Origin of the sequence: Streptomyces sp. NPDC050287 (genome assembly GCF_044459385.1) — a bacterium.
Lineage (GTDB): Bacteria > Actinomycetota > Actinomycetes > Streptomycetales > Streptomycetaceae > Streptomyces.
In genome coordinates this window covers 789836-816360 of the sequence record NZ_JBITIY010000001.1, presented here as the reverse complement: position 1 = coordinate 816360, position 26525 = coordinate 789836, and the positions used below count along the sequence as shown (strand labels likewise).

The following is a 26525-nucleotide window of genomic DNA, read 5'->3' as shown; positions in this document are numbered from 1 at the left end:
GCAGGTGAAGCGTGGGCTGCCTGCGTCCTCCTTCGGGGGGTGGTTCGAACCTCGACGGGGTTCGCCGAGCATTCCCGACGCATGCGACGCGTGGGGCGGACGGGGCGGGAGGCCAACGAGGCGTGGCGAACGCGGAAGGCAGCGGGCGACCGGCGGAAGCCTTCGGACCGACGGCCGTCGGGCCGGCGACGCCTGCTCAGGCCCGACTGCGCGCGGCGCGGCTGGCCCTGTGGCTCGTCGTTGCAGTACTCGCGTCACGACAGGTGGCCGTCGTCCTCAGAACGCCTCGGGGCGAGCGGCTGACGGATCTGGAGACCTGGGTCGGTCCCTACGGCGTCCTGCATGTGAACGGCTCACTGTACGACTCGACGCGGTTCACCGGTACGCCGTTCGCCGGACTGGTACTCAAGCCGCTCACCAGAACGGCCGAGCAGGCCCTCGGCTGGGGCTGGACCTTCGGCACCCTGCTCCTGGTCGCCGCCCTCGGCCTGGTCGCAGCGCGCGCCCTGCCCCAGCCGGTCAGCAGACGCACCTCCCTGCTCGCCGCGCCGGTCGCGATCAGCCTGCTGATGCTGTCGCTGCCGGTGCGCAACACGCTGTGGCTCGGCCAGACCAGCATCATCCCGGTCCTGCTGGTGCTGCTCGGCTGCTTCGCCGTACGCGGCCGGCGGGCCGGCGGCCTGCTCATCGGCTTCGCCGCCGCCCTGCAACCCACGGTGCTGCTCTTCGTCCCGCTGCTCTGGTTCACCGGCCGCCGCACGGCCGCCCTGACCACCGCGGGGACGTTCGTCGCGTGCACCGCGGTCGCCTGGGTGGCGATGGCGCACGACTCGTACATGTACTGGGTGCACCACATGGCCGGCACCGGCCTGGGCGGCGAGGCCGACGACCTCGCCAACCAGTCCCTGCACGGAGCCCTGCTCCGGCTCGGCCTGTCCGGCCCGCTGGAGGTCACACTCTTCCTGCTGTTCGGCGTGGGCGTCGCCGCCCTCGGCCTGCGCCGCGCCGTGCGCTACGCCCGGGACGGACAGCTGCTGCTCGCCGTCGCGATCACCGGCTGCGCCGCGATCGCCGTCTCGCCGACCGCCTGGCAGCACCAACTGCTGTGGGTGGTGCTCGCGGTCGTCGGCCGGGCCGGCAAGCGGGCCTCGGACCGGTACGTGTGGCCGGTGGCCGTCGTCCTGGTGATGACCCTGCCCGCGACGATAATGCTGCCGGACATGGCGGCGCTGTACATCGTGCGGGACAACGTGGTGCTGCTGGCCGCCGTCGCCGCCGCCGCGGTCGTGCCCTTCCTCTGCCGCACCTCGCCGTACTACCGGTCACCGGTCCCCACCGCGTACGCGCCCCCGGTGCCGGCCCGCTTCCGGCGCGTCCCGCTCCTGCCGTTCCTGCGCCGCGTCCTCACCCGCCCGAGCGTCCTGCTGGAGCTGCTGCTCATCCGCGTCACGTACGCCGCCTACCAGCAGGTACGGCTCGGGGTGACCGCCGACCGGGCCACCGCCGAGCGCCACGGCCGCGAGATCCACGCGCTGGAGAAGTGGCTGTCCATCGACATCGAGCGCCGGGCGAACCACGCCGTGGTGAAGGTGGACTGGCTGCGGAGCTTCTTCGACTTCTACTACGCGTCCTTCCACTTCGCCGTCCCGCTGACGATCCTCGCCGTGCTCTACGTCCGCCGCCCCGTCGACTACCGCTGGGCCCGCTCCGCACTGGGCCTCGCCACCCTGCTCGGCCTGCTCGGCTTCTGGCTCTACCCCCTCGCCCCGCCCCGTCTGATGCCGGGCCTCGGCTTCATCGACACGGTCCACGGCGTCCAGGACTTCTCGCAGCCGGACTACGGCGTGATGACCGAGGTCACCAACCAGTACGCGGCGATGCCGTCCCTGCACTTCGGCTGGTCCCTGTGGTGCGGCATCGTGATCGCCGCCTTGGCACCCAAGTGGTGGATGAAGGCCCTGGGGCTGCTGCATCCGCTGTTCACGGCGTCCGCGATCGTCGCGACCGCCAACCACTGGGTGCTGGACGCGGTCGGGGGCGCGGTCATCGTGGGCGCCGGGTTCGGGCTCACCTACCTGCTGTCGGGGCCGCGGGCGGCGTCGGAGACCGCCGCCGGGACCCGCCCCCGGCAGGAGCCGGTCGACAGCCCCCTCGCCGAGGCGGGCGGTACCCGGAACTGATGCGGTACTCGCCTGCCGCGGGCGACGACGGCACCCCGGCCGCGCCGCCCGACATCCCGGCCGCGCCGCCCGGCACCGTACGGCGGGCCGGCCGCCTGGCCCGGTCGGTGCCGCCGGCCGTCCCCGCTCTCGCCTCCCTCGCCCTGGGTCTGTGGGGCATCGACCGGCACGGCAGCATGTGGCGGGACGAGTCGGTCACCTACCAGGTGGCCCACCGCTCACTGGGCGACCTCTGGGGCCTGCTCGGCCACATCGACGCCGTGCACGGCCTGTACTACCTCCTGATGCACGCGGTGTTCGCCGTGTGGGAGCAAGGCGGCCCGGTGGCCCTCAGACTCCCGTCCGCCGTGGCGACGTCGCTGGCCGCGGCGGGGGTCGGCGCGATCGGTGCCCGCCTGGCGGGCCGCCGGGCGGGCACCCTGGCGGGCCTGGTCTTCGCGGTGCTCCCGGTCACCCAGCAGTACGCCCAGGAGGGCCGTTCGTACCCGTTGGTGACGGCGGGAGTGACGTGGGCGACGTATTTCTTCGTACGGGCGGCGGGCGACGTCCGCGGGGCGGGTGGCGTCCATGCCGCCGAGAAGCCGCGCGCTGCCGAGGGGCCGCGCACCGGGGGCCCTCCTCCCGCTGCGGACGCGCGCCCCGGGGGCGGCTCTCCTGACCGCTGGTGGGTCGCGTACGCCCTGGCTCTCGGGATCGCCTCCTGGCTGCACGAGTTCGCTGTGCTGGTGGTGGCGGCCCATGGGCTGACGCTGTGGTGGGCACGGGTGACGCGTCGGATGTGGCTCAGGTGGGGGATCGCGGCGGGCTGTGTCACGGTGGCGCTGCTGCCGCTGGTGGCGGTGAGCGCGGGGCAGGCCGAGCAGCAACTGGGCTGGCTGGGGCGGCCCGGCACGAGCGCATGGCTGCAGTTCGTCGCGGTCTCGGCGGCGGGGGCGCTGCTGTGCCGGCTCCTGGTGCGCGCGGGCTTTGCCGACGCACTCGTCCGCCTCTCCCTCCCGCTCCTGATCGCCCCCGCCGGTCTCCTGATGACGGTGTCGCTGGTCAAGCCCTGGTACGTCGACCGGTACGTGCTGTACGGCATGACCGGGCTGGCGTTGCCGGCCGGGGCCGCGCTGGCCCGGGCGTTCGAGCAGCGGCACCGGCTCGCCCCCGTACCCCGAGCGCTGGCCGCCTGCCTGACGGCCGTCGCGGCCGTCGCGGTGTTGCTGCCGTGGTCCTTGCTGGTGCGCTCGCCGGAGAGCCGCAAGGACGACGTCGTCGCGGTCGCGCGAGCCGTGGAGCGGACCGCGCGGCAGGGCGACGCCGTCCTGTTCATGCCCTCCCGCCGCCGCGAGTGGCTCCTGTCGTACCCCAGGATCTACGACCGCCTCGACGACCTCGCCCTCGCCCGGCCCCCGGCGTCCTCCCGCACCCTCCAGGGCACCGAACTGCCCGCCTCCGAGATCCGCCGCCGCATCCTGGCAGCGCACCGTGTCATCGCCCTGACCGACCCGCCGGGCCAGCCTCTCGACCCGTTCCCTCAGGAGAAGGTCAAACTGCAGGTCCTGAGGGAGGACTTCGAGGTCTGCCGGCGCGTCCCGCTCCTCGGCGCGCAACTCCTCGTGTACGCCCGCCCCGGCCACTGCCGGCCGGTCCTTCCGTCCTGAGCAGGGACGGGCCGACGGCGCCGGGAAGCCGTCGGCCCGAGTACCCGGGTGGGGTCAGCCCGCGCTGACCTGTAGCTCCTTCACGCCGTTGATCCATGCCGAGCGCAGCCGGCGCGGGTCTCCGGTCGGCCTCAGATCCGGCATCGCGTCGGCGATCGCGTTGAAGATCAGGTTGATCTCCAGCACGGCCAGGGACTTGCCGAGGCAGTAGTGCGGGCCTCCGCCGCCGAAGCCGAGATGCGGGTTGGGGTCGCGGGTGATGTCGAAGACGTCCGGGTTCTCGAAGACGTCGGGGTCATGGTTGGCGGAGGCGTAGAACAGCCCCACCCGGTCGCCCTTCCTGATCCGCTTGCCGCCGAGTTCGGTGTCCTGGGTCGCCGTGCGCTGGAAGGAGTTGACGGGGGTGGCCCAGCGGACGATCTCCTCCGCCGCCGTCGCCGGACGCTCCCTCTTGTACAGCTCCCACTGCCCGGGGTTGGTGAGGAAGGCGTGCATGCCGTGGGTGATGGCGTTGCGGGTGGTCTCGTTGCCCGCCACCGCCAGCATCAGCACGAAGAACCCGAACTCGTCGGAGTTGAGGTTGCCCTCGTCCTCCGCCGCCACCAGCGTCGTCACGATGTCCTTCGCCGGACACTGCTTGCGATCGGCGGCCATGTTCATGGCATACGCGATGAGTTCGGTGGCCGACTCCGCGCCGACCTCCTCGGTGATCGCGTACTCCGGATCGTCGTACGAGATCATCTTGTTGGACCAGTCGAAGATCTTGGCCCGGTCGTCCTGCGGTATGCCGATCAGCTCGGCGATGGCCTGCAGGGGCAGCTCGCAGGCGACCTCGGTGACGAAGTCGAAGGAGCCGGTGCGGGCGCGGGCGTTCGCCGCGATCGCCAGGGCGCGCGCACGCAGGTTGTCCTCCAGCGCCCGGATGGCCCTCGGCGTGAACACCCGCTGCACGATCTGCCGGACCCGGGTGTGCTCCGGCGGGTCCATGTTCAGCAGGATCAGCCGCTGGGCGTCGATCGCGTCCCGCTCGATGTGCTCGTTGAAGCGGATGATCGCCGTGTTGAGGTACGAGGAGAACAACTCCGGGTGCGTGGAGACGTACTTGACGTCCGCGTGCCGGGTCACCGCCCAGTACCCCTCGTCCTGGAAACCGGCGACGTTGACCGTCTGCGGGATCCAGCGGACCGGTTCCGCCCGGCGCAGCTCGGCGAACTCCGGGAAGGGGACGCGGTGTTGCAGCAGGTCGGGATCGGTGAAGTCGAACCCGTCGGGGAGAGCAGGACAGGGCATGGGCGACTCCGGCTGAGGTTCTTGGCCGCATTGGTTCTGACGGTCCATCAGGAATGAGGTCGCCGTGAAGGTAGTAACGGGTTCCAGAAGTAGCAAGAGGCACGGCGCGTCGAATTGCCTGCACGCCCCTTGCGGTCGCGGGCGGCCGGTCAGCACACTGCGTGTGGAACTAGAACACGTACTAGTTCCGCGTGGCGGGCTGGGCCGGGACGCCCCCGCGCCGCGCGGGTACCGGAGGAGAGGAACTCCCCATGGCCGCGGAACCCGTGATCGTCGAAGCCGTACGCACTCCCATCGGCAGGCGCGGCGGCGCGCTCGCCAACCTGCACCCCGCCTATCTCCTGGGCGAGACCTACCGTGAACTCCTCGGCCGCACCGGCATCCCCGCCGACGCGGTCGAACAGATCGTCGGCGGCACGGTCACGCACGCCGGCGAGCAGTCCATGAACCCCGCGCGCACGGCCTGGCTGACGGTCGGCCTGCCGTACGAGACGGCCGCGACGACGGTCGACTGTCAGTGCGGCTCCTCGCAGCAGGCGTCGCACATGGTGGCCAACATGGTCGCGGCGGGAGTGATCGACGTCGGGATCAGCTGCGGTGTCGAGGCGATGTCCCGGGTGCCGCTGGGCTCCGGGTCGAAGCACGGCCCGGGCAAGCCGTTCCCCGACGAGTGGAACGTCGACCTGCCCAACCAGTTCGAGGCGGCGGAACGTATCGCCCGCCATCGCGGCCTGACCCGCGAGAACGTCGACTCCCTCGGGCTCGTCTCCCAGGAACGGGCCGCTGTCGCCTGGTCCGAGGAGCGCTTCAAGCGGGAGACGTTCGCGGTGCAGGTACCGACGACCGAGGACGAGCAGCGGGCCGGTCAGGGCATGTGGCGGCTGGTCGACCGCGACGAGGGCTTGCGCGACACGTCGATGGAGGCGCTGGCGAAGCTCAAGCCGGTCATGCCCACGGCCATCCATACGGCGGGCAACTCGTCCCAGATCAGCGACGGCGCCGCGGCGATCATGTGGGCGTCGAAACGGATGGCGCGAGCGTTGAAACTACGGCCCCGGGCCCGGATCGTGGCCCAGGCACTGGTCGGCGCCGACCCGCACTTCCACCTCGACGGCCCGATCGACGCGACCCGGGCCGTGCTGGGCAAGGCCGGGATGTCCCTGAAGGACATCGACCTCGTCGAGATCAACGAGGCCTTCGCCTCCGTGGTGCTGAGCTGGGCCCAGGTCTTCGAACAGGACCTCGAGAAGGTCAACGTCAACGGCGGCGCGATCGCCCTCGGGCACCCGGTGGGAGCCACCGGCGCCCGGCTCATCACGACGGCCCTGCACGAACTGGAACGGACCGACAAGGAGTTCGCGCTGGTGACCATGTGCGCGGGGGGCGGCCTGGCCACCGGGACGATCATTCAGCGGCTGTAACCGTCCGGTCCACGAACGAGGTGAACGCGGCGGGGGCGACAGGGCGAGGGCCGGCCCCGCCGGGTTCCCGGTCCTTGTCCCAAAAAAATATCTCGGTGATTCCGCCGATGATGTCGAGAAGCCGTGGCCTGCTCCGTCCCCGTGGTGAAGGCGACCACAATGGGTCGCATCAGGACCGAGGAGAACGACCATGGCCAAGTACCTGCTTCTCAAGCACTACCGCGGCGCCCCGGCTTCGGCCAACGACGTGCCCATGGACCAGTGGACGCCGGAGGAGATCTCGGCGCACGTGCAGTACATGAACGACTTCGCGGCCCGGCTGGAGAAGACCGGCGAGTTCGTCGACAGTAAGGCGCTCGCGCCCGAGGGAGCGTGGGTCCGGTACGACGGTGAGGGGCGCCCGCCGGTCACCGACGGCCCGTTCGCCGAGACCAAGGACCTGATCGCCGGCTGGATGGTGATCGACGTCGACAGCTATGAGCGCGCCGTCGAGCTGGCCGGGGAGCTGTCGGCCGCTCCCGGGGCGGGCGGGAAGCCGATCCACGAGTGGCTGGAGCTGCGCCCGTTCCTGGGCGCGTCGCCCACCGTCGCGGAGTGCGCCCACCATTGAACGAGGTCCTGCTCAGGAGCCTCACACCGAGCGTGCTCGGGATCCTCGTCCGCCGCGGAGCCGACTTCGCGGCGGCCGAGGACGCCGTACAGGACGCGCTCGTCGAGGCGCTCCGTGTCTGGCCGGCCGACCCGCCGTGCGATGCGAAGGGGTGGCTGGTCACCGTGGCCTGGCGCCGGTTCCTCGACGGCAGGCGGGCGGAGGCGGCCCGCCGGCGGCGTGAGGACCTCGTCGAGGAAGAGCCGGTGCCCGGGCCCGCGCCCGCGGTGGACGACACGCTCCAGCTGTACTTCCTCTGCGCCCACCCCTCGCTCACGCCCTCGTCCGCGGTGGCGCTCACGCTGCGCGCGGTCGGCGGGCTGACCACCCGGCAGATCGCCCAGGCCTGCCTGGTGCCCGAGGCGACCATGGCGCAGCGGATCAGCCGGGCCAAGCGCACCGTCTCCGGGGTGCGCTTCGACCAGCCCGGCGACGTCGCCACCGTGCTGCGCGTCCTCTACCTCGTCTTCAACGAGGGCTACTCCGGTGACATCGATCTGGCCGCCGAAGCCATCCGCCTCACCCGGCAGCTCTCGGCCGCGTTCGACCACCCCGAGGTGGCGGGACTGCTGGCCCTCATGCTCCTCCACCACGCCCGCCGCACCGCGCGCACCGCACCGGACGGCAGCCTGATCCCGCTCGCCGAGCAGGACCGCACCCGCTGGGACACCGCGCTGATCGCCGAGGGCGTCGCCATCCTCCAGACGGCCCTGGCCCGCGACCGGCTCGGCGAGTACCAGGCCCAGGCCGCCATCGCCGCCCTCCACGCCGACGCACCCACCGCCGAGGAGACCGACTGGGTCCAGATCGTCGAGTGGTACGACGAACTCGCCCGCCTCACCGACAGCCCCATCGTCCAGCTCAACCGCGCGGTGGCCGTCGGCGAGGCCGACGGACCACGCGCCGGCCTCGCGGCACTCGCCGCCCTGGACGACACCCTGCCCCGCCACACCGCGGTCGCCGCCTATCTCCACGAACGCGACGGCGACCTGGCGGCAGCGGCGCGCCTCTACGCCGAGGCGGCCCGAAAGGCCCCCAGCCTCGCCGAACGCGACCACCTCACCCGCCAGGCCGCCCGCCTCAACACCCGCGCGCGTCGCTGACGGGCCGCACCCGACGGGGCCACCTACGATCTCGGCGAGCTCCAGAAGCCGGCCGGGACGGCGGCAGCGTCCTGGCCGGCCGTCCGTTCGTCGAACTGCGTGCGGGCCGCCTGGATCGCCGTGATGTTCGCCTGGGACCAGTCGGTGATGTGCTGGATCAATGCGCCCACCTCCCGCCCCAGGCCGGTGAGCCGGTACTCCACGCGGGGCGGGACCGTGGGGTACAGGGTGCGGGTCAGCAGGCCCTCGCGTTCCAGGGCGCGCAGGGTCTGGGTGAGGACCTTCGGCGTGACTCCGTCCAGGCGGCGGCGCAGTTCCGCGAACCGCATCGGGTCGCCGTCCTCCAGCGCCACCAGCACCAGCATGGTCCACTTGCCGGCGATCAGCTCCAGCACGGCCCGGGTGGGGCAGTCCCGCAGGAAGACGTCCACGCCGCCGTGCTGTCTCAGGTCGAAGCCGGAGTCGGTTTCCATGAGGAAACTCGATATCAGACAAGTGCCTTCTTCCGCCGGGCCTTTGCCGGGGCACAGCATGAGGTCGGTCATCACCGAAAGGCCCCGCACCGCCGGCACCCCTTGCACTCCCTTGCAGCCTGCCCACTTGTCCCCTTGAGGAGCCCCGGATGTCCGCTCGTATGCATGCCGTCGTCCAGACCGGGTTCGGCGGACCCGAGGTGCTCACCTATGTGGAGACCGACGTGCCGGAGACCGGCCCGGGGGACGTGCTCGTGCGCGTCGCCGGTGCCGGGGTCAACCCGGGGGACACCGTGCTGCGGTCGGGGAGGGTGCCGGAGCTGGTCGCTCTGCCGTGGACGCCGGGGAACGACGTGGCGGGCGTCGTGGAACGGGTCGGCGGCGGGGTGACGAGGTTCGCGGCCGGTGACGAGGTGTACGGGCTGATGGGGCTCTCCCGGCGCGGCGCCTACGCCGAGTTCACCGTCGTACCGGCCGCCCTCCTCGCCCCCAAGCCCAGGAATCTGGACCTCGTGCACGCCGCCGCCGTGCCGCTCGTCGCGTTCACCGCCTGGCAGGCCCTGACCGGCCTGGCCGAAGTACGGCCCGGCGACCGCGTGTTGATCCATGCGGCCGCGGGCGGGGTCGGGCACGTCGCCGTCCAGCTCGCCAAGGAGCTCGGGGCCCATGTCATCGGGACCGCGCGGGCGGCCAACCACGCCTTCCTGCGGGGCCTGGGAGCGGACGAGCTCGTCGACTACACCTCCGTCGACTTCCGGGAGGCCGTCGGACCGGTGGACGTCGTCCTCGATCTGGTCGGCGGGGCCTACGGGCCGCGTTCCCTCGACGTCCTGCGGCCGGGCGGGCTGCTGATCGGTGCCGCGATCGATCCGGGAACGGACGGACAGGCGGCCGCCGCCCGCGGGCTGCGGTACGTGTGGGTCGCCGCCGAGCCTTCCGGTGCGGTGCTGGAGCAGATCACCGAGCGGGTCGAGGCGGGCCGGCTGAAGGTCGTCGTCCAGCGCACCTACCCACTCGCCGAGGCCGCCGCGGCCCACCGGGAACTGGAGGAGAAGCGCACCAACGGGAAGATCGTCCTCGTGCCATGAGCCGGAGCAGCGAACTCCAGCACACCTGCTCGGATAATATGATCCGGCTCACGATCAACGCCCTGATTGCTCATTGTCGTCTGAAATCTAATAAATCGGTCAAACTGTTGATATCTATAAGATCGCGAACGATTTCGCGAACAAACAGCAGTATCGCGTCTGCTGTGCGGGCTCGACCACAGATGACGCTGTGGATCGCGGCAGGTGTGCTGACCCTCGGATTCATGGTCGCGCTGGAGATAACGGCGCGTCACTACGGCGCGCGGGGGCCGATCAGCAGCCTGGGACGAGAGGTGATATTCGGCCCCCAGTCAGGCCCGTTGCTGTACGGCGGTCTGGCTCTGATGCTGGTGGTGCTCACCTGGCGGCAACGGTTCGTCGCGGTCGGTGCGGCCCTCGGTATCGATGTCGTGTTCTTGCTGATGCGGTGGGTGTTCGACGCCCGGTTGAATTTCGGCAACGGGGCATTGTGGGTGATTCTGGGCTGTGCGGTCATCGCGGTCACGCGCCGCACCGGCCGGGATCGTGCCCTGCTGCTGAAGGGCACCGGGCTGGGTCTGCTTCTGGTGGCGGGCCACAAGACCGGCGACACCTGGCTGCTCATCACGTCGAAGACACGGCCGTCGGTGCTCGACCCGTACGTGGCGACCGCCGATCACGCGCTGGGCGACCCCTCGTGGCTGGTGGGCCAATTCGTCGAGGCCACCGGTCCGATCGGCTCCGGCATCCTCCACCTCATCTACGGCCAGCTCCCGCTGGCAGCCGCGCTCTTCGGGCTGTACCAGCTGCGCAACGTCGCGGCCGAGCGCCGCTTCCCGGGCCACCATCTGGTGCGCACCTTTTTGGCCATCGGCCTGATCGGACCGGCCGTCTACATGATTTTCCCGGTCGTCGGCCCCGTTTTCGCCTACGGCTCGGACGGCGGTCACTGGGCGGTGGCCGACCTGTGGCCCGGCACGCCGCCCCCGCTCACCGCTCCGCACCCGGTCCCGTTCGACGGGATCACCCCGCGCAACTGCATGCCCAGCCTGCACACCGCCTGGGCCACCACGCTCTTCATCCACTCCCGCAAGGCCCCACGGTTCATGCGGTTCGCCGGCACGTTCTGGCTGATCGGCACGCTCACCGCGACGCTGGGATTCGGCTACCACTACGGCGCGGATCTCCTTGCCGGTGCGGTGTTCGCGCTCACCATCGAGACGGCGATGCGCTCCTTCGACCGCGGCTGGGACCGGCAGGGAATCCTGCTGGTCAGCTACGGCACGACGGTTTTCACCGCTCTCCTGGTGTCGTATCGCTGGCTGCCGGTGGAGATGGCCCGGCATCCGTGGGCGTTCGGCCCCCTTCTCCTCCTCGCGGCGGGCTCCGTTGTCTACGGCTACCTGCGGACCACGAAGCAGTGGGATCCGGTGGCCGCCGCCGCCCAGCAGCCGGAACCGCAACTCATGCAGGCGTGACCGCCGTCCACCCAGGACCGCCTTTCGCCGGGGCAGTCACTCCCGTCCGGACGCCACCGCCGCCAGCACCGCCACCACCACGGCCGTCACCAGCAGCGGAATCCCCATCCCGTGGTGGATCACCAGCCACGCCCCCAGCGCCGCGCCCGCCGGCATCGCGACCACTGAGGCCGTACGGCGCGGGGAATGCGTGCCCGGGCCGCCGCCCGCGCGGGAGTCGGCGGCCAGGCCGGTCAGGGTCATGGTCAGGACCGTGGTCGTCAGGTCGGGGACGCCCAGCCTGCGGACGGTCGCGTTGCGTACGCCCATCGCGAAGGCCGTGACGGCGATCAGGACGTAGACGGTCGCGGTGGCGTCGGGCGCGGCGAAGGCGACCGCCGCCGACGCGCCCAGCAGGACCGCCTCGGCGGCGAGGGTCAGCCGTGCCCAGGTACGGCGCGAACCGCTGCCGAGCCGTACGGCGGTACGGCCGCCCACCGCCGCGCCCACCAGGAAGAAACCCAGCGAGGCCAGGGTGTGCGGGACCGAGAAGCCCGGCGCCCCGGCGGCGGCGAAGCCCAGGACCACCACGTTGCCGGTCATGTTGGCGGTGAAGACATGCCCGAGGCCCAGGTAACTCACCGCGTCGATCAGGCCGCTGACCACCGTCAGCCCCAACAGCACGGCCACCAGACGCAGTCCGCGCGCCTCACGGTCGTACGTCGGTGTGCTCTCGGCGCTCTCCGAGCTCTCCGCGTGCTCCGCGCTCATGCGGCCTCCGGTCAGCGGGACGGATCCGGTGCACCCCAGTCCACCACGGGCGCGCCCGGATCAGATCACACGGAAGAGGTCGGCGGCGGCGTGGACGTCGGTGAGGTCCTCGATGGAGCGGATGTTGTCGCACAGGGCGTCGAGGACCGAGCCGGCTTCGGCGGCGGGCGGCGCGCCGATGGCCACGCCGAAGACGCGGAAGCCCAGCCGGTGCTTGGCGTCGTTCCAGTCGCGCATCCATTCCTCGGTGACGTCGCACTCCTCGTCGGTGATCATCACGATGTCCCCGCGCATCCGGCCGGCGTCGTCGAACTCCTCCGACAGCAGCTCGGACGCCGCCGTCAGCGGCGTCTGGAAGCTGGTGCCGCCGCCGAGGAAGGTCTCCGCGAAGTCGAGGGTCCTGGCGATGCCGGCGCGTTCGCCGGCCGGGAAGCGGAAGACCTTGATCTTGCCCGGGGCAGAGAAAAGGATGCCGACGAAGTCCCGCCCGGCTTCACGGGCCTGGTCCAGCAGCGCCAGAGCGCACGCCTTCGCCCAGGCCTCCCGGGTGACTCCGCCGGGCCCTTCCGCGTACATGGAGTGCGAGGTGTCGACACACGCGATGACGGCGCCGCGGCCGGTGGCCTGCTCGCCCTGGCTGTCGTAGAGCATCAGCTCCCCGGCGGCGTAGCGCGCGGCGAACACCGCACGCAGCTCCGGCACGCCGAGGGCCGCCAGCTCGGAGGGGATGACGCGGGAGAGGTCGTTGCCGAGCGTGACGCCGACCAGCTCCCCGGCGGCGTTCTCCACCTTGCGGGCGCGCTCGCCGCCGGCCATCTGCCGGAAACGGCCGATCAGTTCGGCCCATCGGGCGAGACGGCCGGTGCGCAGCCGCTCGGCGAGCCGGGCCCGCTGGTCGAACGGCATCCGCTCCAGCTTGCCGGGGCCGACGCCCCACGCCCGCATCAGCGCCGCCTCCTCCCGCACGGCCGCGGCGGCGTTCGCCGTCGCGTTCCGCGCGGCGGCCCGGACACCGGGGGCCGCGGCCGCGAGGGCCTGCCCGGCGTCCCGGGCGGCCTGCCGCGCGGCGGTCTCGGCGGTCTCGGCGGCCTCGATCGCCTGCTGCGCGGTCTCGATCGCCTGCTGTTCGGCGTTCATCGCCTGTGGTGCGGGGTCGGCGGCCCGCTGGAGCTCTTCGCCCACGGCGGTCGCCGCGCTTCCGGCGTCCTGCCGGGCCTTCTTCGCCTGCTCGGCCTGTTCCCGGGCGTCCCGGGAACGCTCCAGCATCCGGCGCAGGGCGGCGGCCTGGGCGAGTACGGCCATGGCGGCGGCGTAGGGGTCGCCGGCCGTCTCCCGGTGCAGCCCGGCGAAGTGCGGTGACTCCATGAGCGAGGTGATGATCTGGTGGTTGACCAGCCGGGAGAGGTCCATCTCCGCCTGCTCGCGCAAGCGCGGCCCGACCTTGTAGGCGGCCAGGAACACGTCGGTCAGGAGGTCGGTGGTGGTGTGGTCGTAGCGCTCGTACAGTTCCTCCGCCAGCTCGCGCAGCCCGGCCGACTGCTCGTAGGTGTCGCGCCATGCCATCCGGTCGAACCGGTCGGCGACCACGGCCCCGGTGTGCCGTTCGGCAGCGGTGGCGGCCGCGGACAGGAGCAGCCACTTCCCGGCCCGGCCCGCCAACTCGTCGAGCGTGCCGGTTGTCCGGCTCGTCCGGTCCGTTTGGCTCGTCTCGCCCGGCTCATCCGTCTGCCCCATGGTGCTGATCCCTCGGTGTCCGTGGTGTTCAGAGCTGCGTCCGCAGCATGCTCGCGTCCACACCGAGGGCCTCGGTGAGGACGCGGGCGCGGACGGCGCGCTGGCGGCCGGTGACCCGGTCGATGGCGGCGGTGGAACGGCCGGCGGCCGCCGCCTCCTCGCGCAGCTTCTCCAGCCGCTTCCCCGCCATGGCGAGCTTGTTGTGGGCCTTCGTGATGACCCACTCGCTCAGCGCCTCGCGGGACTGCCCGGCCATCGCGTCGAGCTGGGCCTCCAGCTCCTCGATGGCGTCGGCAAGGTCGAGCGCCTCCTTGGCGTCGGGATTGACCAGGTGCAGCACCTCGCGCTCGACGGTCGGGCGCTGGGCGGGGGAGTCCCACAGGACATGCGTCAGCACGGACAGGTCGCTCTCGGCGACCGCAGGGCGGCCGCCGAGGTACGCGGACGCCTGGAGCAGGCCCACAGCCTGCCGCCAGCGGCGGTCGGAGGCGACGAGTTCCTTGCGGCGCAGGGCGGCCCGCAGCGTACAGACCGCGTCGACGATCACGTCGGGGACGTCCACGGCCGGGACGGCGTCGGTCACGGCGTGCCGCAACGCGGCCAGTTCGACGGTGGTGCGGGCCGGTGCCGCCGGGCGGCTGACGGCGGAGCGGACCAGTGCGGCGAAGTTCGAGGGGTCTTCCAGGTATCCGACCTCGATCCGCACCAGCAGCCGGTCGTAGATGGCGGCCGCGTCCTCTTCGCTGGGCAGTTCGTTGCTCGCCGTGATGGCCCCGATCAGCGGGCAGCGGATCGGCTCGCCCCCGTTCTCGGGGTGGTAGATCCGCTCGTTGAGGTAGCCCAGGGTCTCGTTCAGCGCCGCCGTGGAGCACTTGAAGATCTCGTCGATGAACGCGACATGCGCGGTCGTGGCACGGCCTTCGTACACCTGGCGGTACTCACCCCGGGCCAGCGCGGCGACGTCGATGGGACCGAACATCCTCGTCGGCGCGGTGAACTTGGACAGGAGGATCTCCCAGTAGGACGCCCCCTCGACCCGGCCCGTGAGCTCGCGGGCCAGCTCGGACTTCGCCGTTCCGGGCGGGCCGAGCACCAAGGAGTGCTGCCCGGCCAGCAGTGTCACCACCAGCGTCCGCACGACGTCGGCCCGCTCGTAGAAACGGTCCGACAGCTCGTCGCAGATGGCCCGAAGCCGCTTGGCCGTTGCCTGCGTGTCGGGTGCGTCCCGCACGTCCGGCACGTTCTGCAAGTCCCGCACGTCCCGCGCGTCCTGCGCTCTCATGTTCAACTCCTTGCCCGGGACAGCCCGTTGGGCTGACGAGACGGCCTTCGGCCACGGCACCCGAGCAAGATAACGCGGCTCAGTACCAGCCGTTGGCCTGCCAGAAGGCCCAGGCACCGGCCGGGCTGCCGTAGCGGGAGTTCATGTAGTTCAAACCCCACTTGATCTGGGTGGCGGGGTTGGTCTTCCAGTCGGCGCCGGCCGAGGCCATCTTGGAGCCGGGCAGGGCCTGGACCAGGCCGTAGGCACCGGAGGAGGAGTTCGTCGCGGTGGTGTTCCAGCCGCTCTCGTGGTCGACGATCTTGCTGAACGCGTTGTACTGGGCCGCGTTCGGGATCATCCGGTGCGCGACCGACTGGGCCTGGGCGGCCGAGGAAGGGGCGGCCTGGGCGGGGGCCGCGGCCAGCACCATGCCGGTGGTGGCGGCGGCCAGCGCGGCGGCGGTGAGGGCCTTCTTCGGGGTGGCCATACGACGGAGCCGGCGGCGAGAGACGGACAAGCGAAACACAGGGCACCATTTCTTCGGGGACGGGGCGGCCGCGGCATGCCGGAACCACGCGATACGCGGCGGTGGCGGCGGTGGCATGTGTCGGCGCCGCGGCCCTGGGGGCACGTCGGCGCCGTGCGACGTCATCCAGAGAAGCAGGCGCGGAAGATGTCCGCAATGACCCTCCTTACTAGTTATGGCCGCATTCGGGTGTGCGGCCGCCGGTGTGAACAGGATCCCAATGTGCAGGTCAAGAGGGGTGCGGATGGTGGCGTATGTCGCATATCTTCCTACTGGCCCCGGTAGTAGGTGACCTGGGTCATGTGGGGCGGTTCACCGTCCAGCCCGCTCGGGTGCGTGTCGAATGTGACCTGGACCTCGAACGCCGCCCGCCGAGTGGCCCGGCGCAGGGCGCGCAGGATCGCCGGGCCGGCCAGGAAGGTCAGGGCGACGGTGACCAGGGCCCGGCCCAGGTCCCAGCCCAGCGAGGTGGCCAGGCAGTACGCGAGGAAGCGGGCCAGGTTGGAGGGGACCGTGGCGTCCGGGTCGAAGGCGATGTTCGACGCGTTCTCCTGCATGAACGGCCAGCCCGCCAGGTTCATCACCGTGCCGTATGCGAAGGCGGCCAGGAAGCCGTACCCGGCGAGGAGCGCGAGTTCGGTACGGCCGCGCAGCCGGTCGGGGCCCGGCAGCAGGCCCGCGCCCATCGCGAACCAGCCCATCGCGAGCATCTGGAACGGCATCCACGGCCCCACCCCGCCCGTGAGCAGCGCCGACGCGAACATCGTCACCGAACCCAGCACGAAGCCGAAGCCGGGGCCGAGGACGCGTCCGCTCAGCACCATCAGGAAGAACATCGGCTCGATACCGGCCGTCCCGGCCCCGATCGGCCGCAGCGCAGCGCCCGTCGCCGCCAGTACGCCGAGCATCGCCACCGCCTTCGGACCGAGCCCCGACTCGGAGATCGTCGCCGCGACGACGGCGACCAGCAGGACCAGCAGTCCCGCGAACAGCCACGGCGCGTCCTGCGCGTGCGCGCTGACCTGCGAGGTCGGCGGGGCGAGGAACGGCCAGCAGAACGCGACCGCGCCGACCGCGCTGACCAGGGCGAGGGCGAGCAGGGAGCGGGGACCCAGGCGGACGGGGCGGGCCTGGCGTACGGCTGTGGTGGGGGAGGTCATCAGAGCGGAGGTCTTGGAGGCGGATGTCTTCGAGGCGGACGTCTTGGAGGCAGAGGCGGATGTCTTCCAGGCGGATGTCTTCCAGACGGGGGTCATCGCAGGGCCGCCCGCACCTGGGCCGCCGTGAGCCACTTCTGTGGCGCGAGGACCTTGGTGACCTGCGGGGCGAAGGACGGGGAGGCGACCACCACCTCGGCCGTAGGACCGTCCGCGATCACCTCGCCGTCGGCCAGCAGGACCACCCGGTGCGCCAGCTCGGCGGCCAGTTCGACGTCGTGCGTGGCCAGCACGATCGCGTGCCCCTCGGTCGCCAGCCCCCGCAGCACGCCCACCAGACGGGCCTTCGCCGCGTAGTCCAGGCCGCGGGTCGGCTCGTCGAGGAGCAGCAGCGGAGGACGGGCCGTGAGCACCACGGCCAGCGCGAGCGCGAGCCGCTGCCCCTCGGAGAGGTCGCGCGGGTGGGTGTCGTCGGTGATGCCGGGCAGCAGCTCGCAGACGAGGGCCCGGCAGGTGCCGGCCGCCGCGCCCGCGTCCCGGTCGGCCGCCGCGCACTCCGCGGCGACCGTGTCGGCGTACAGCAGGTCCCGGGGTTCCTGCGGTACGAGACCCACCCGGCGTACGAGATCACGCGGGGCCGTGCGATGCGGTACGGCCCCGCCGACCCGCACGGATCCGGCGGCCGGCGCCACCAGTCCGACCAGCGCCGCGAGCAGCGTCGACTTTCCGGCACCGTTGCGGCCCATGAGGGCGATCGTCTCGCCGGGGACGACCGTGAGGTCGATGTGGCGCAGGGCCTGGACGCGGCCACGGCGGACGGCGAGGGAACGGGCCTCGGCGACCTGCGGGGGAGGCGGGGTGGTCGAAGGGGAGGGGGAGAGTCGCCTGCGCGGGCGCCAACGGGCGCGGGCGGCGGGGGCGGCGGGGACGTTGTCGGCCGTCGGTCGAGTGCTCGGCTCGTCGGCGTGCGGTTCGTCGGTGTGCGGTTCGTTGGCGTTCGGCTCCATCCGCGCCAGCCGCTCCTGCAGCGGTGCCGCCCGGCGGCGCGCGTCGCGCACGGTCAGGGGCAGCGGGGACCAGTCCGCGAGGCGCCCGAGGTCCACCACCGGCGGGTACACCGGAGATACGGCCATGATCTCGGCCGGGGTGCCGAGCACCGGCGCGGCTCCGGGCGCCGGGAGGAGGGCGACCTGGTCGGCGTACTGGATGACGCGTTCCAGCCGGTGCTCGGCCATCAGAACCGTCGTACCGAGGTCGTGGACCAGCCGCTGGAGGACCGCGAGGACCTCTTCCGCGGCCGCCGGGTCGAGCGCGGACGTCGGTTCGTCGAGGACCAGGACCCGTGGGTGCGGGGTGAGGACCGACCCGATCGCGACCCGTTGCTGCTGGCCGCCGGAGAGCGTGGCGATGGGCCTCTCGCGCAGGGCGGCGAGGCCGAGCAGGTCGAGGGTCTCCTCGACACGGCGGCGCATCACGTCCGGGGCGAGGCCCAACGACTCCATTCCGTAGGCGAGTTCGTCCTCGACGGTGTCGGTGACGAAGTGGGAGAGCGGGTCCTGGCCGACGGTCCCGACCACGTCGGCGAGTTCACGCGGCTTGTGCGTACGGGTGTCCCGGCCGGCGACGGTGACCCGGCCGCGCAGGGTGCCGCCGGTGAAGTGCGGCACGAGCCCGCTGACCGAGCCGAGGACGGTGGACTTGCCCACGCCGGACGGGCCGACGAGAAGCACGAGTTCACCCTCCGGGACTTCGAAGTCCACGCCTTGGACGGTGGGTCGGACGGCGCCGTCGTACGTCACCGAGACGTCCTCGAAGCGGATCACGGCGTCTCCTTGGGGGCGAGGAAGGCGGGGAGCAGGCCGAGGAGGACGGCCGCCGCCGGCCACAGGGGAAGGGCGGGGGCGACGAGGGGGACCACACCGGGGTGCAGGGCCTCGGGGTCGTGGGAGGAGGCGAGGGTGAGCAGTGCGGCCACGGCGGCTCCCGAACCGGCGACCAGCCAGGCGCGCAGGTCCCAGCGGTCGGGGCGGTACCGGGTACGCGGGGAGCGACGGCCGCCGAGACGCAGACCCGCGAGGGCCGCGGCGACTGAGGCGAGCAGGACGGGAAGGCCGTAGGTGCCGCCCTCGGCGGTGAGCAGTCCGTACGTTCCCGCGCAGACGCCGAGCAGGCCGCCGAGGGTGAGCGCGGCGGTCGTACGGCGGACGGGGGCGGGGACGAAGGCGGTACGGCCGTAACCGCGGGCGTCCATCGCCGCGGCCAGGGAGACCGAGCGCTCCAAGGCGCCTTCCAGGACCGGGAGTCCCACGTGCAGGAGGCCGCGTACGCCGGTGTCGGGCCGGCCCCGCAGGCGGCGGGCGGCCCGCAGTCGCTGGACGTCGGCGATGAGGTTCGGCGCGAAGGTGAGCGCGACGACCACGGCCACGCCCATCTCGTACAGGGCGCCGGGCAGGGACTTGAGGAGGCGGGCCGGGTTCGCGAGGGAGTTCGCGGCACCGACGCAGATGAGGAGCGTGGCGAGCTTGAGCCCGTCGTAGAGCGCGAAGAGGAGACCCTCGGCGGTGACCCGGCCGCCGAGGCGGATGCCCTGGGCCCAGTGCGGGAGCGGGAGTTCGGGGAGGGTGACGATCACATGGGAGCCGGGGATCGGGGAGCCGAGGACGACGGCGAAGAGGAGGCGGATGAGGAGGACGGCCAGCGCGAGCTTGGCGAAGGCGGAGTAGGAGCGGGCGGTGGGCGTGTGGGGGCGACGGGCGGCCACGACATAGGCGGAGGTGGCTATGAGGAGGGTGAGCAGGAGGGGGTTGGTGGTGCGGGTGGCCGCGGTACCGAGGGCCAGGGACCAGAGCCACCAGGCGCCGGGATGGAGTGCGGTCCGGCGCCGGCGTGAGCGGTCGCGACTGCCCGCTGGGCGTGGACGTGACGCGTCCGCCGTCTGCTCGCTACGACGCATCCCTGCGCCGCCTCGCCTGCCACACCGCCGCCGCGCCCAGCGCCGCCACGGCCGCCATCCCCGCCCACAGCCCCACCGACGGACCCCCGTCCTTCGTGTCCTTCTTGGTCTGCGAACTCGACGAACTCTGCGAACTCGACGAACCCGACGAACTCTGTGAACCCGGTGAACTCGGCGAACCCGGCGTCTTCGCGGTCTCTCCCGACGTCACCGGCTCCCCGCACCCCTGCTCCGGGTAGCCCGCGATCGCGCACAACAGGGCGTTGGTGTCGTAGCGCAGGGGTTGGGCGACCGAGGCGAGGGCGTCGGCCGCCGTCGCGTCGGGGGAGACCTGGGCGCAGGCCGTACGGGGCGCCGGGGGTGTCTCGCCGGGCGGGGCGTCCGAGGCCGTGCCGAAGTCGATGACCAGGGCCACCCGCTTCTTGCCCGCCTTCACGGGAGTGTCCGCGCAGATCGTCGTGAAGTCCGCCGTGCCGCGCGGCCGGGTCGCGTCGCCGGAGTCCTCGCTGACCGCGAAACGGAAGCCCTGGACGTCGCCGTCGGCGGGGCGGGCGGTGGAGGGGGCCTGGGTGGCGTACGACCACTGGCTGCCGTCGCGCTCCCAGAAGGACCAGTAGCGGTAACCGGCGGCCTGTGCCTGGCCCATGGCTCCCGCCGACAGGACCAGGACGGTCACGAGCAGCGTGGCGGCACGGCGTCGGGTCACGGCCGCCGCCTCTTGTTGCGGCCGCTGAGCAGGAAGCCGATACCGGCCCCCGCGGCGAGACCCGCGCCGACCATCCACCAGACGCTGCCGGAGCCGGAGCCGGAGCCGGAGCCGGAGCCGGAGCCGGAACCGGAGCCGTCGTCCGCGTCCTCGTCGGAGGACTTGGCGGCCACCGTCCGAGGGGCCGGTCCCGTCGCGTTCAGCCGCGTCACCAGGTCCGTGCCGCCGAAGTCCCGCGGGTCGGTACCCGTGGCGTGCGCGGCGAGGATCAGCTGGGCGTAGGCGGCGGGCCCGCTCTGCTCGGCCCAGTCGGCCGCGTTCTGCCGCAGCCACTTCAGGGGCTTCGCGGCCCGCGCGGCCCCGCCCTGCGCGGCGAGCGCGACGACCGCGTCGGCGGTGTTGCCGTAGTCGGGCTGGTCGGTGGCGCCGGGGAGGGCGGACTTCAGGTGACCGTTCTCGGCGAGCGCCTCGGCGAGGTAGGCGGCGCCGTTGGCGGCGGCCTGCCGGGGGTTCGTCGTGTCGGAGGCGCAGGTGGTGGTCCCCTCCTCGCCGGCCTCGACCACCAGCCCCTTCCCGAGTGCCCCGAGCACTCCCGCCGCGGTGGCGTCCGCGTTGGCGGCCAGGCTGTTCTTCTTGTCCGGCTGGAAGGCGAAGGCCCCGGCTCCGTCTCCGCCGCACGGCAGGGCGAGCTTGACCAGGGCGTCGTACGGCGACTTGCCCCCCTTGCGTACGTCCTGCGGCCTGCTCCCGACCGCGGCCAGCGCGCCGACCACGACGGACGTCGAGTTGGTGTCGCTGGCGCCGCCGGGCGTGTACCCCCAGCCGCCGTCCGTGTTCTGCACGGACTTCAGCCAGGCGACGGCCTTGCCGGTGGCGGCGTCGTGGCCGCCGAGCGCGGCGAGGGCCTGGACGGCGGCGGCCGTGTTGTTGGTGTCGACCATCAGCTTGGCGTCGCACGCCGTGGAGGGGTCGGCGCGGTAGGGCGCGAACGCCCCGTTGGCGCACTGCTGCCCGGTCAGCCAGTCCACGGCCCTCGCGGCGGGCCGCACGCCCACGGTGTGCTGGGCGAGCAGGGCGAGGGACTGGCGCCAGACACCGTCGTACGTCGGGTCCGAGCTGCCGTAGAGCCCGGCGGGGAGCGAGGGCGAGGCGGACGGGGAAGGGCCGGCGGCGACAGCGGGCGCGGTCGCCGCGCAGATCACGGCGGTGGCGGCGGCCAGGACCGGGGCGCTGCGGCGGACGTTCATGATCGGCGGGTGCCTCTCCCTGCGGGGAGCCGGGCAGCACGGGAGGATCCCGGCGGCTCGGCTCCGTATACCTCGACGGTGCCGTACACCGGCCGGTTGCCGGTGCGCGTGAGCCGGTCACGTCCCGTGCGGGGCGATCCGGCGCGCCGCCCGGGAGGGACGGCTCACGGACAGGGGGTCCCCGGTCGAGCCAAGCCGACACATGAGGAAGGGTCAGCACCGCAGGCGCACCGGCTTGTCCCCGTACGGGTGTGATCGCGACCCGGCCATGCTACCGGCCCGTAGGGAACGCCCTGAGGGCCGCCTGTGGGCGGGCGATAGGTTCGGGCCATGCCACCGACCACGGGGAGACTGCTCGGCTCCGGCCGTTTCGCCGACGTGTACGAGATCGACGATGCGTGGGTGCTGCGCCGCGACCGGGAGGGGCGCGGGGACGCGGTCGCCGAGGGCGCGGTGATGGAGTTCGTGCGCGGCCATGGCTGTCCGGTGCCCCGGATCCGCCCGGCCGACTCCACGCGCACCGACCTCGTGATGGAACGCCTGCACGGGCCGACGATGCTGGAGGCGTTCCGCGCGGGTCAGGTCGACGCGAGTGAGGCGGGGCACGTACTCGCCCGGCTGCTACGGCAGTTGCACACCATCCCCGCCCGGCATTCGCCCGCCGCCCGCGTCCTGCACCTGGACCTCCACCCGGACAACGTCATCCTGACCGCCGACGGCCCCCGGGTCATCGACTGGACCGACGCGGAGGAGGGCGACCCGGGCCTGGACTGGGGTGTCTCCGCGATGATCCTCGCCCAGGTCGCCGTCGCCGGCGAACCCCTCGCCGCCCCCGCCCGCACGATGCTGACCGCCCTGCTCGCCGACCCGTCGGGGCTCACCGAGGAGGGCCTGGCGCAGGCCCGCCGCCGCCGCGCGGCCAACCCGACGATGAGCCCACGGGAGGTCGAACTCCTGGGCGAGGCCGAGGACTTGATCCGTTCGGTCGTGTCGTAGTCGTCGGAGAGGCGGCCGGCGTCCAGCACACCGCTCTCGGCCGGAGGGCGCACGTCCAAGGGCTCGTCGAAGGCGCTGAACGAGGTGGTGCTGTGATAGTCGGCGCCCTTGTAGACGACCTTAAGGAGGTACGGCTTGTCCTCGGTGGTGACGTAGAACGTGTAGGTGCCGCCCTTGTCCGCCTTGTCGGTCGTCACCAGCGGAATCGCCGGCCTGCCCTGGACCTCGGTCGGCTCGCCCTTCGTCGCCGTGCCGAAGGAGGAGAACGGCCAGGTGCAGTCGGAGAGTCCGGCCGCTTGCGCCGACTCGGAGGCGGGGCTCTTGACCCACCGCTTCTGCTCTCCCGCGTCGGCTGCATCCTTGCCCGCCATCTCCAGGTAGGCACGGTTCGGCCGGACGTAGTCCGCGTCGCCGATCCGGATCTGTTCGAGGCGGGCACCGTTGGTCCAGGTTCGAGTGGACCGGCACGTGCCCTTGAGGTCGGTCGTCAGACGGCTGGAGAAACCCTTGCCGGTGGCCACGGTGGTGGTCTTCGCGTCCACGGTCACCGACTTGAGCGCCTTCATCGTGTCGTTCGCGTCGCCGAGCAGCTGCTCGGCGGACGGCTCGTCCCCGCTGGAGCCCGCCGAGCAGCCGGCCACGCCGCCACCGGTCACCACGCAGGCCAGCACGGCCGTCACCGCGGTGAGTTTCTTCCCCACAAGTCCCCCCTGTTCATGATCGGTTCAGCTTATCGAACCCATGTGCGGGGTGGGTCCGCCGAAGGGGAGGTGCAGGACGCGGGTGGCGAGCAGCCAGGTGCCGTCGGACCGCCGGCGGAACGCGTCTTCGTAGTGGCCGACCTGGACCGGTGGACCGGGCGGGACCGGATCCGTGCCGCCGTCGTGACCGTCGACGCGGTACGTCGTGAAGTACGAGGTCGCCGTCGCCGTGTCGGGTCCGGTCACCGTGACCAGGATGTTGGACATCAGGCGGCGGGACAGGCGATCGGCGGGCCGGGAAGCGAAGTACGCCCGTAGTGCTTCCCGTCCCTCGATCAGACGGTCTCCGGCGGGCCACGCCCAGCTGCCGTCCTCGGTGAACAGCTCGTCCACCGAGCCCGGTTCGCCGAGGTCGAGCCGACGGACGAAGTCGATGATCAGGCGTTCACAGGCGCGTTCGGCCAGAAGGTGTTCCATGGTCAAGTGATAGACGGTCCCGGTACGGCCCGGCCACCGGTTTACACGGCCACGTACGTCACCGGCCCGCTCCCCGGCACCGCCTCCGCCCGCCCCAGCTTCACCAGCCGCCGCAGATGCGCCTCGGCCTCCGAGACGGCGATGTTCTTCGAGCCGTACGGGATCTGCTCCCAGGGCCGGTTCCACTCCATGCGCTCGGCGAGCTGCCACGGTGTGAGGGGCTCGGCGAGGAGGGAGAGGAGCCCGGTGAGGCGGTCCTCGTGGTGGGTGAGCAACTCTCTCACCCGCGAGGCCGCGTCGGTGAACGCGTGCTGGTGGGCCGGGAGGACCTCGGCGGGGGTGAGGCGGCCGACGCGTTCGAGGGAGTCGAGGTAGTCGCCCAGGGGATCGGTGACGGTGGCGTCGTCCGGATCCTCGTACAGGCCGATGTGCGGGGTGATCTCGGGGAGCAGGTGGTCGCCGGAGAACAGGCGGCCGTGGCCCGGGAGCCGGGCCGGGTGCTCCTCCTCCAGGTGCAGGCAGACGTGGCCGGGGGTGTGGCCCGGCGTCCAGATCGCGCGCAGCCGGCGGCCGGGGAGGTCGAGGAGGTCGCCCGGGACGATCTCGCGGTCCGGCAGCGCGGGGGCCAGGCCCGGGACGGAGCGCGGGCGTGCGGTGCGCATCGGCGCCACGTGTTCCTCGGGGGCGCCGGCCGCTTCCAGCTTGGCGGTCATGTAGGTGAGCCAGCGTCCGGGACGGGTCGAGCGGGCCCGCCGTACGATCGCGCCGTCCGCCGCGTGCATCGCGATCCAGGCACCGGACGCCTCCCGGACCTGGCCCGACAGGCCGTGGTGGTCGGGGTGGTGGTGGGTGATCACCACGCCGTGGATCTCCGACGGGGAGGTGCCGCAGGCGGCCAGGCCGCCCGCGAGGGCGTCCCAGGAGGCCGGGTCGTCCCAGCCGGTGTCGACGAGGACCGGCCCGCGGTCGGTGTCGACGACGTACACCAGGGTGTGACCGAGGGGGTTGTCCGGGATGGGGACCTGGAGGGAGCGGACGCCGCCGCCGTGGTCGTACACCTGCGTCATGGGCTCCCCAATCGCCGCGTTCCGGCCACGCGAGCCGAGTATAACTAGAACGCGTTTCGATGGGAGTCCGGGGCGACCTTTCCGTGCGGTGTCCCGCCCGTGGACTCCTCCGGGTGGAACTGGTATCAGTTCCCTATCTGATGAACCGTCAGAGATAGTCGCTCCGGGGAGGCAGTCGCCATGACCGAGCTCGTGGAACACGGACAGCTGTTCATCGGCGGGGAGTTGACCGACCCTCTGGGCGCGGAGGTCATCGAGGTGGTCTCGCCGCACACGGAAGAGGTCATCGGGCGCGTACCGCACGCCTCGACGGCCGACGTCGACCGGGCTGTCGCCGTCGCGCGCACCGCCTTCGACGAGGGGCCCTGGCCGCGGATGTCGCTCGACGAGCGGATCGAGGTCGTCACCCGGATCAAGGACGCGATCGCCGTACGGCACGAGGAGATCGCCCGCGTGATCTCCTCCGAGAACGGGTCGCCGTACTCCTGGAGCGTCCTCGCCCAGGCGCTCGGCGCGATGATGGTGTGGGACTCGGCGATCACGGTCGCCCGGAACTTCACGTACGAACAGACGCGCGACGGCGTCCTCGGCCGCATCCTCGTGCGGCGTGAACCGGTCGGGGTCGTCGCGGCCGTCGTCCCCTGGAACGTGCCGCAGTTCGTGGCCGCCGCCAAGCTCGCGCCCGCCCTGCTCACCGGCTGCACGGTGGTGCTCAAGCCGTCGCCGGAGTCGCCGCTGGACGCGTACATCCTGGCCGACATCACCCGCGAGGCCGGACTGCCGGAGGGCGTGCTCTCCATCCTCCCGGCCGACCGTGAGGTCAGCGAGTACCTGGTCGGGCACCCGGGCGTGGACAAGGTCTCCTTCACGGGCTCGGTGGCGGCCGGCAGGCGCGTGATGGAGGTCGCCTCCCGCAATCTGACCCGGGTCACCCTGGAGCTGGGCGGCAAGTCGGCGGCGGTGGTGCTGCCGGACGCGGACGTGGAGACGGCGGTCGCCGGGATCGTCCCGTCGGCCTGGATGAACAACGGACAGGCGTGCGTCGCCCAGACCCGCATCCTGCTGCCGCGCTCCCGTTACGACGAGTTCGCCGAGGCCCTCGCGGCGGCGGCCGGCGCGCTGGTGGTCGGCGATCCGCTGGACCCGGCGACCCAGGTGGGCCCGCTGGTGGCCGAGCGCCAGCAGCGGCGCAACCTGGACTACATCCGCATCGGCCAGGAGGAGGGCGCGAAGATCCTCACCGGCGGCGGGCGCCCGCCGGGCCAGGGCACGGGCTGGTACGTCGAGCCGACGCTCTTCGGCGACGTCGACAACTCGATGCGGATCGCCCGCGAGGAGATCTTCGGACCGGTGATCTGCCTGCTGCCCTACGGCGACGAGTCCGAGGCCGTGAAGATCGCCAACGACTCCGACTACGGCCTCAGCGGCAGCGTGTGGACCGCGGACGTCGAGCGGGGCATCGACGTGGCGAGGCAGGTGCGGACCGGAACGTACTCGGTGAACACCTTCAGCCTCGACATGCTCGGCCCGTTCGGCGGCTACAAGAACTCCGGTCTGGGGCGGGAGTTCGGGCCGGAGGGGTACGGCGAGTACCTGGAGCACAAGATGATCCACCTCCCGGCGGGCTGGGAGGGCTGAGG

The 26525-nt window shown here is 72.2% G+C and carries 24 protein-coding genes; 11 read left to right on the top strand and 13 right to left on the bottom strand.

Features of this window, described 5'->3' with window-relative positions:
• The first annotated feature begins 122 nt into the window (after positions 1–122).
• Positions 123–2180: a bifunctional glycosyltransferase 87/phosphatase PAP2 family protein gene (locus tag ACIBK3_RS03600; protein ID WP_399361447.1), complete on the top strand. Its 2058-nt coding sequence runs from the start codon at positions 123–125 to the stop codon at positions 2178–2180.
• The gene (locus ACIBK3_RS03595; protein ID WP_399361445.1) at positions 2180–3826 is read left to right on the top strand and encodes a hypothetical protein; all 1647 of its coding nucleotides are present in this window, start codon (positions 2180–2182) and stop codon (positions 3824–3826) included. Before ACIBK3_RS03600 ends, ACIBK3_RS03595 begins: the two co-directional genes overlap by 1 nt.
• A 54-nt stretch (positions 3827–3880) precedes the next feature.
• Here ACIBK3_RS03595 and ACIBK3_RS03590 read toward each other — a convergent pair whose 3' ends face one another.
• A complete protein-coding gene (locus tag ACIBK3_RS03590) occupies positions 3881–5116 on the bottom strand; it encodes a cytochrome P450 (RefSeq protein ID WP_399361443.1) in 1236 nt (411 codons plus the stop codon).
• 251 nt (positions 5117–5367) lie between these two features.
• Here ACIBK3_RS03590 and ACIBK3_RS03585 point away from each other — a divergent pair, with 251 nt between their 5' ends.
• From ACIBK3_RS03585 to ACIBK3_RS03575, 3 genes are all read left to right on the top strand, one after another.
• Entirely contained in the window at positions 5368–6537 is a 1170-nt protein-coding gene (locus tag ACIBK3_RS03585) for a steroid 3-ketoacyl-CoA thiolase (RefSeq protein ID WP_399361441.1), read from the top strand.
• A gap of 190 nt (positions 6538–6727) precedes the next feature.
• On the top strand, positions 6728–7147 hold the full coding sequence (locus ACIBK3_RS03580; protein ID WP_399361439.1) for a YciI family protein: 420 nt from the start codon (positions 6728–6730) through the stop codon (positions 7145–7147).
• Positions 7144–8289 (top strand): RNA polymerase sigma factor, encoded by a 1146-nt coding sequence (locus ACIBK3_RS03575; protein WP_399362103.1) that lies wholly within the window; start codon positions 7144–7146, stop codon positions 8287–8289. The genes ACIBK3_RS03580 and ACIBK3_RS03575 overlap by 4 nt, the downstream gene beginning before the upstream one ends.
• 23 nt (positions 8290–8312) lie before the next feature.
• Here ACIBK3_RS03575 and ACIBK3_RS03570 read toward each other — a convergent pair whose 3' ends face one another.
• Entirely contained in the window at positions 8313–8762 is a 450-nt protein-coding gene (locus tag ACIBK3_RS03570; RefSeq protein WP_399361437.1) for a winged helix-turn-helix transcriptional regulator, read from the bottom strand.
• Between the two features lie 149 nt (positions 8763–8911).
• Between ACIBK3_RS03570 and ACIBK3_RS03565 the strand changes: the two genes are divergently transcribed.
• Together ACIBK3_RS03565 and ACIBK3_RS03560 are read left to right on the top strand one after the other, a co-directional pair.
• On the top strand, positions 8912–9850 hold the full coding sequence (locus tag ACIBK3_RS03565; RefSeq protein ID WP_399361436.1) for an NADP-dependent oxidoreductase: 939 nt from the start codon (positions 8912–8914) through the stop codon (positions 9848–9850).
• A 182-nt stretch (positions 9851–10032) separates the two neighbouring features.
• Positions 10033–11307, top strand: a complete 1275-nt coding sequence (locus ACIBK3_RS03560) for a phosphatase PAP2 family protein (protein ID WP_399362101.1) — start codon at positions 10033–10035, stop codon at positions 11305–11307.
• A gap of 36 nt (positions 11308–11343) precedes the next feature.
• Here the strand turns inward: ACIBK3_RS03560 and ACIBK3_RS03555 are convergent, their stop codons facing one another.
• The 9 genes from ACIBK3_RS03555 to ACIBK3_RS03515 form a co-directional block, all read right to left on the bottom strand.
• Entirely contained in the window at positions 11344–12057 is a 714-nt protein-coding gene (locus ACIBK3_RS03555; RefSeq protein ID WP_399361434.1) for a YoaK family protein, read from the bottom strand.
• A 60-nt stretch (positions 12058–12117) separates the two neighbouring features.
• Positions 12118–13791 carry a VWA domain-containing protein gene (locus ACIBK3_RS03550; RefSeq protein WP_399361432.1) on the bottom strand — a complete coding sequence of 558 codons (1674 nt, stop codon included), beginning with the start codon at positions 13789–13791 and terminating at the stop codon, positions 12118–12120.
• Between the two features lie 28 nt (positions 13792–13819).
• Positions 13820–15073 (bottom strand): AAA family ATPase, encoded by a 1254-nt coding sequence (locus ACIBK3_RS03545; protein ID WP_399361430.1) that lies wholly within the window; start codon positions 15071–15073, stop codon positions 13820–13822.
• A 79-nt stretch (positions 15074–15152) separates the two neighbouring features.
• Complete coding sequence (locus ACIBK3_RS03540; RefSeq protein WP_399361428.1) at positions 15153–15542, bottom strand: transglycosylase SLT domain-containing protein; 390 nt, start codon at positions 15540–15542, stop codon at positions 15153–15155.
• 308 nt (positions 15543–15850) lie between these two features.
• Entirely contained in the window at positions 15851–16741 is an 891-nt protein-coding gene (locus ACIBK3_RS03535; protein ID WP_399362099.1) for an ECF transporter S component, read from the bottom strand.
• Positions 16742–16833: 92 nt separating this feature from the next.
• Positions 16834–18561, bottom strand: coding sequence for an ABC transporter ATP-binding protein (locus ACIBK3_RS03530; RefSeq protein WP_399361426.1), 1728 nt, complete (start codon positions 18559–18561; stop codon positions 16834–16836).
• Complete coding sequence (locus ACIBK3_RS03525) at positions 18558–19691, bottom strand: energy-coupling factor transporter transmembrane component T (RefSeq protein WP_399361424.1); 1134 nt, start codon at positions 19689–19691, stop codon at positions 18558–18560. Before ACIBK3_RS03525 ends, ACIBK3_RS03530 begins: the two co-directional genes overlap by 4 nt.
• Positions 19681–20397 (bottom strand): SCO2322 family protein, encoded by a 717-nt coding sequence (locus tag ACIBK3_RS03520; protein WP_399361422.1) that lies wholly within the window; start codon positions 20395–20397, stop codon positions 19681–19683. The genes ACIBK3_RS03525 and ACIBK3_RS03520 overlap by 11 nt, the downstream gene beginning before the upstream one ends.
• The gene (locus tag ACIBK3_RS03515; RefSeq protein ID WP_399361419.1) at positions 20394–21644 is read right to left on the bottom strand and encodes a prenyltransferase/squalene oxidase repeat-containing protein; all 1251 of its coding nucleotides are present in this window, start codon (positions 21642–21644) and stop codon (positions 20394–20396) included. The genes ACIBK3_RS03520 and ACIBK3_RS03515 overlap by 4 nt, the downstream gene beginning before the upstream one ends.
• A gap of 330 nt (positions 21645–21974) precedes the next feature.
• On the opposite strand from ACIBK3_RS03515, the gene ACIBK3_RS03510 reads away from it, so the two are divergent.
• The 3 genes from ACIBK3_RS03510 (at position 21975) to ACIBK3_RS03500 (ending at position 23360) form a co-directional block, all read left to right on the top strand.
• Positions 21975–22640, top strand: coding sequence for a phosphotransferase (locus ACIBK3_RS03510; protein ID WP_399361417.1), 666 nt, complete (start codon positions 21975–21977; stop codon positions 22638–22640).
• 174 nt (positions 22641–22814) lie between these two features.
• Positions 22815–23021 (top strand): hypothetical protein, encoded by a 207-nt coding sequence (locus ACIBK3_RS03505; RefSeq protein WP_399361414.1) that lies wholly within the window; start codon positions 22815–22817, stop codon positions 23019–23021.
• A gap of 126 nt (positions 23022–23147) precedes the next feature.
• Positions 23148–23360 carry a hypothetical protein gene (locus tag ACIBK3_RS03500; RefSeq protein ID WP_399361412.1) on the top strand — a complete coding sequence of 71 codons (213 nt, stop codon included), beginning with the start codon at positions 23148–23150 and terminating at the stop codon, positions 23358–23360.
• Positions 23361–23365: 5 nt separating this feature from the next.
• Here ACIBK3_RS03500 and ACIBK3_RS03495 read toward each other — a convergent pair whose 3' ends face one another.
• Together ACIBK3_RS03495 and ACIBK3_RS03490 are read right to left on the bottom strand one after the other, a co-directional pair.
• The gene (locus ACIBK3_RS03495) at positions 23366–23818 is read right to left on the bottom strand and encodes a nuclear transport factor 2 family protein (protein ID WP_399361410.1); all 453 of its coding nucleotides are present in this window, start codon (positions 23816–23818) and stop codon (positions 23366–23368) included.
• A gap of 41 nt (positions 23819–23859) precedes the next feature.
• Positions 23860–24885, bottom strand: a complete 1026-nt coding sequence (locus ACIBK3_RS03490) for an MBL fold metallo-hydrolase (RefSeq protein WP_399361408.1) — start codon at positions 24883–24885, stop codon at positions 23860–23862.
• Between the two features lie 180 nt (positions 24886–25065).
• Here ACIBK3_RS03490 and ACIBK3_RS03485 point away from each other — a divergent pair, with 180 nt between their 5' ends.
• Positions 25066–26523, top strand: a complete 1458-nt coding sequence (locus ACIBK3_RS03485; protein ID WP_399361406.1) for an aldehyde dehydrogenase — start codon at positions 25066–25068, stop codon at positions 26521–26523.
• The last annotated feature ends 2 nt before the right edge of the window (positions 26524–26525 follow it).

Coding starts and splice junctions, on each gene's coding strand:
- ACIBK3_RS03595 (WP_399361445.1), top strand. CDS start 2,180: ATGCGGTACTCGCCTGCCGCGGGCGACGACGGCACCCCGGCCGCGCCG.
- ACIBK3_RS03590 (WP_399361443.1), bottom strand. CDS start 5,116: ATGCCCTGTCCTGCTCTCCCCGACGGGTTCGACTTCACCGATCCCGAC.
- ACIBK3_RS03585 (WP_399361441.1), top strand. CDS start 5,368: ATGGCCGCGGAACCCGTGATCGTCGAAGCCGTACGCACTCCCATCGGC.
- ACIBK3_RS03580 (WP_399361439.1), top strand. CDS start 6,728: ATGGCCAAGTACCTGCTTCTCAAGCACTACCGCGGCGCCCCGGCTTCG.
- ACIBK3_RS03570 (WP_399361437.1), bottom strand. CDS start 8,762: ATGGAAACCGACTCCGGCTTCGACCTGAGACAGCACGGCGGCGTGGAC.
- ACIBK3_RS03565 (WP_399361436.1), top strand. CDS start 8,912: ATGTCCGCTCGTATGCATGCCGTCGTCCAGACCGGGTTCGGCGGACCC.
- ACIBK3_RS03560 (WP_399362101.1), top strand. CDS start 10,033: ATGACGCTGTGGATCGCGGCAGGTGTGCTGACCCTCGGATTCATGGTC.
- ACIBK3_RS03555 (WP_399361434.1), bottom strand. CDS start 12,057: ATGAGCGCGGAGCACGCGGAGAGCTCGGAGAGCGCCGAGAGCACACCG.
- ACIBK3_RS03550 (WP_399361432.1), bottom strand. CDS start 13,791: ATGGGGCAGACGGATGAGCCGGGCGAGACGAGCCAAACGGACCGGACG.
- ACIBK3_RS03545 (WP_399361430.1), bottom strand. CDS start 15,073: ATGAGAGCGCAGGACGCGCGGGACGTGCGGGACTTGCAGAACGTGCCG.
- ACIBK3_RS03540 (WP_399361428.1), bottom strand. CDS start 15,542: ATGGCCACCCCGAAGAAGGCCCTCACCGCCGCCGCGCTGGCCGCCGCC.
- ACIBK3_RS03535 (WP_399362099.1), bottom strand. CDS start 16,741: ATGACCTCCCCCACCACAGCCGTACGCCAGGCCCGCCCCGTCCGCCTG.
- ACIBK3_RS03525 (WP_399361424.1), bottom strand. CDS start 19,691: ATGCGTCGTAGCGAGCAGACGGCGGACGCGTCACGTCCACGCCCAGCG.
- ACIBK3_RS03515 (WP_399361419.1), bottom strand. CDS start 21,644: ATGAACGTCCGCCGCAGCGCCCCGGTCCTGGCCGCCGCCACCGCCGTG.
- ACIBK3_RS03510 (WP_399361417.1), top strand. CDS start 21,975: ATGCCACCGACCACGGGGAGACTGCTCGGCTCCGGCCGTTTCGCCGAC.
- ACIBK3_RS03495 (WP_399361410.1), bottom strand. CDS start 23,818: ATGGAACACCTTCTGGCCGAACGCGCCTGTGAACGCCTGATCATCGAC.
- ACIBK3_RS03490 (WP_399361408.1), bottom strand. CDS start 24,885: ATGACGCAGGTGTACGACCACGGCGGCGGCGTCCGCTCCCTCCAGGTC.
- ACIBK3_RS03485 (WP_399361406.1), top strand. CDS start 25,066: ATGACCGAGCTCGTGGAACACGGACAGCTGTTCATCGGCGGGGAGTTG.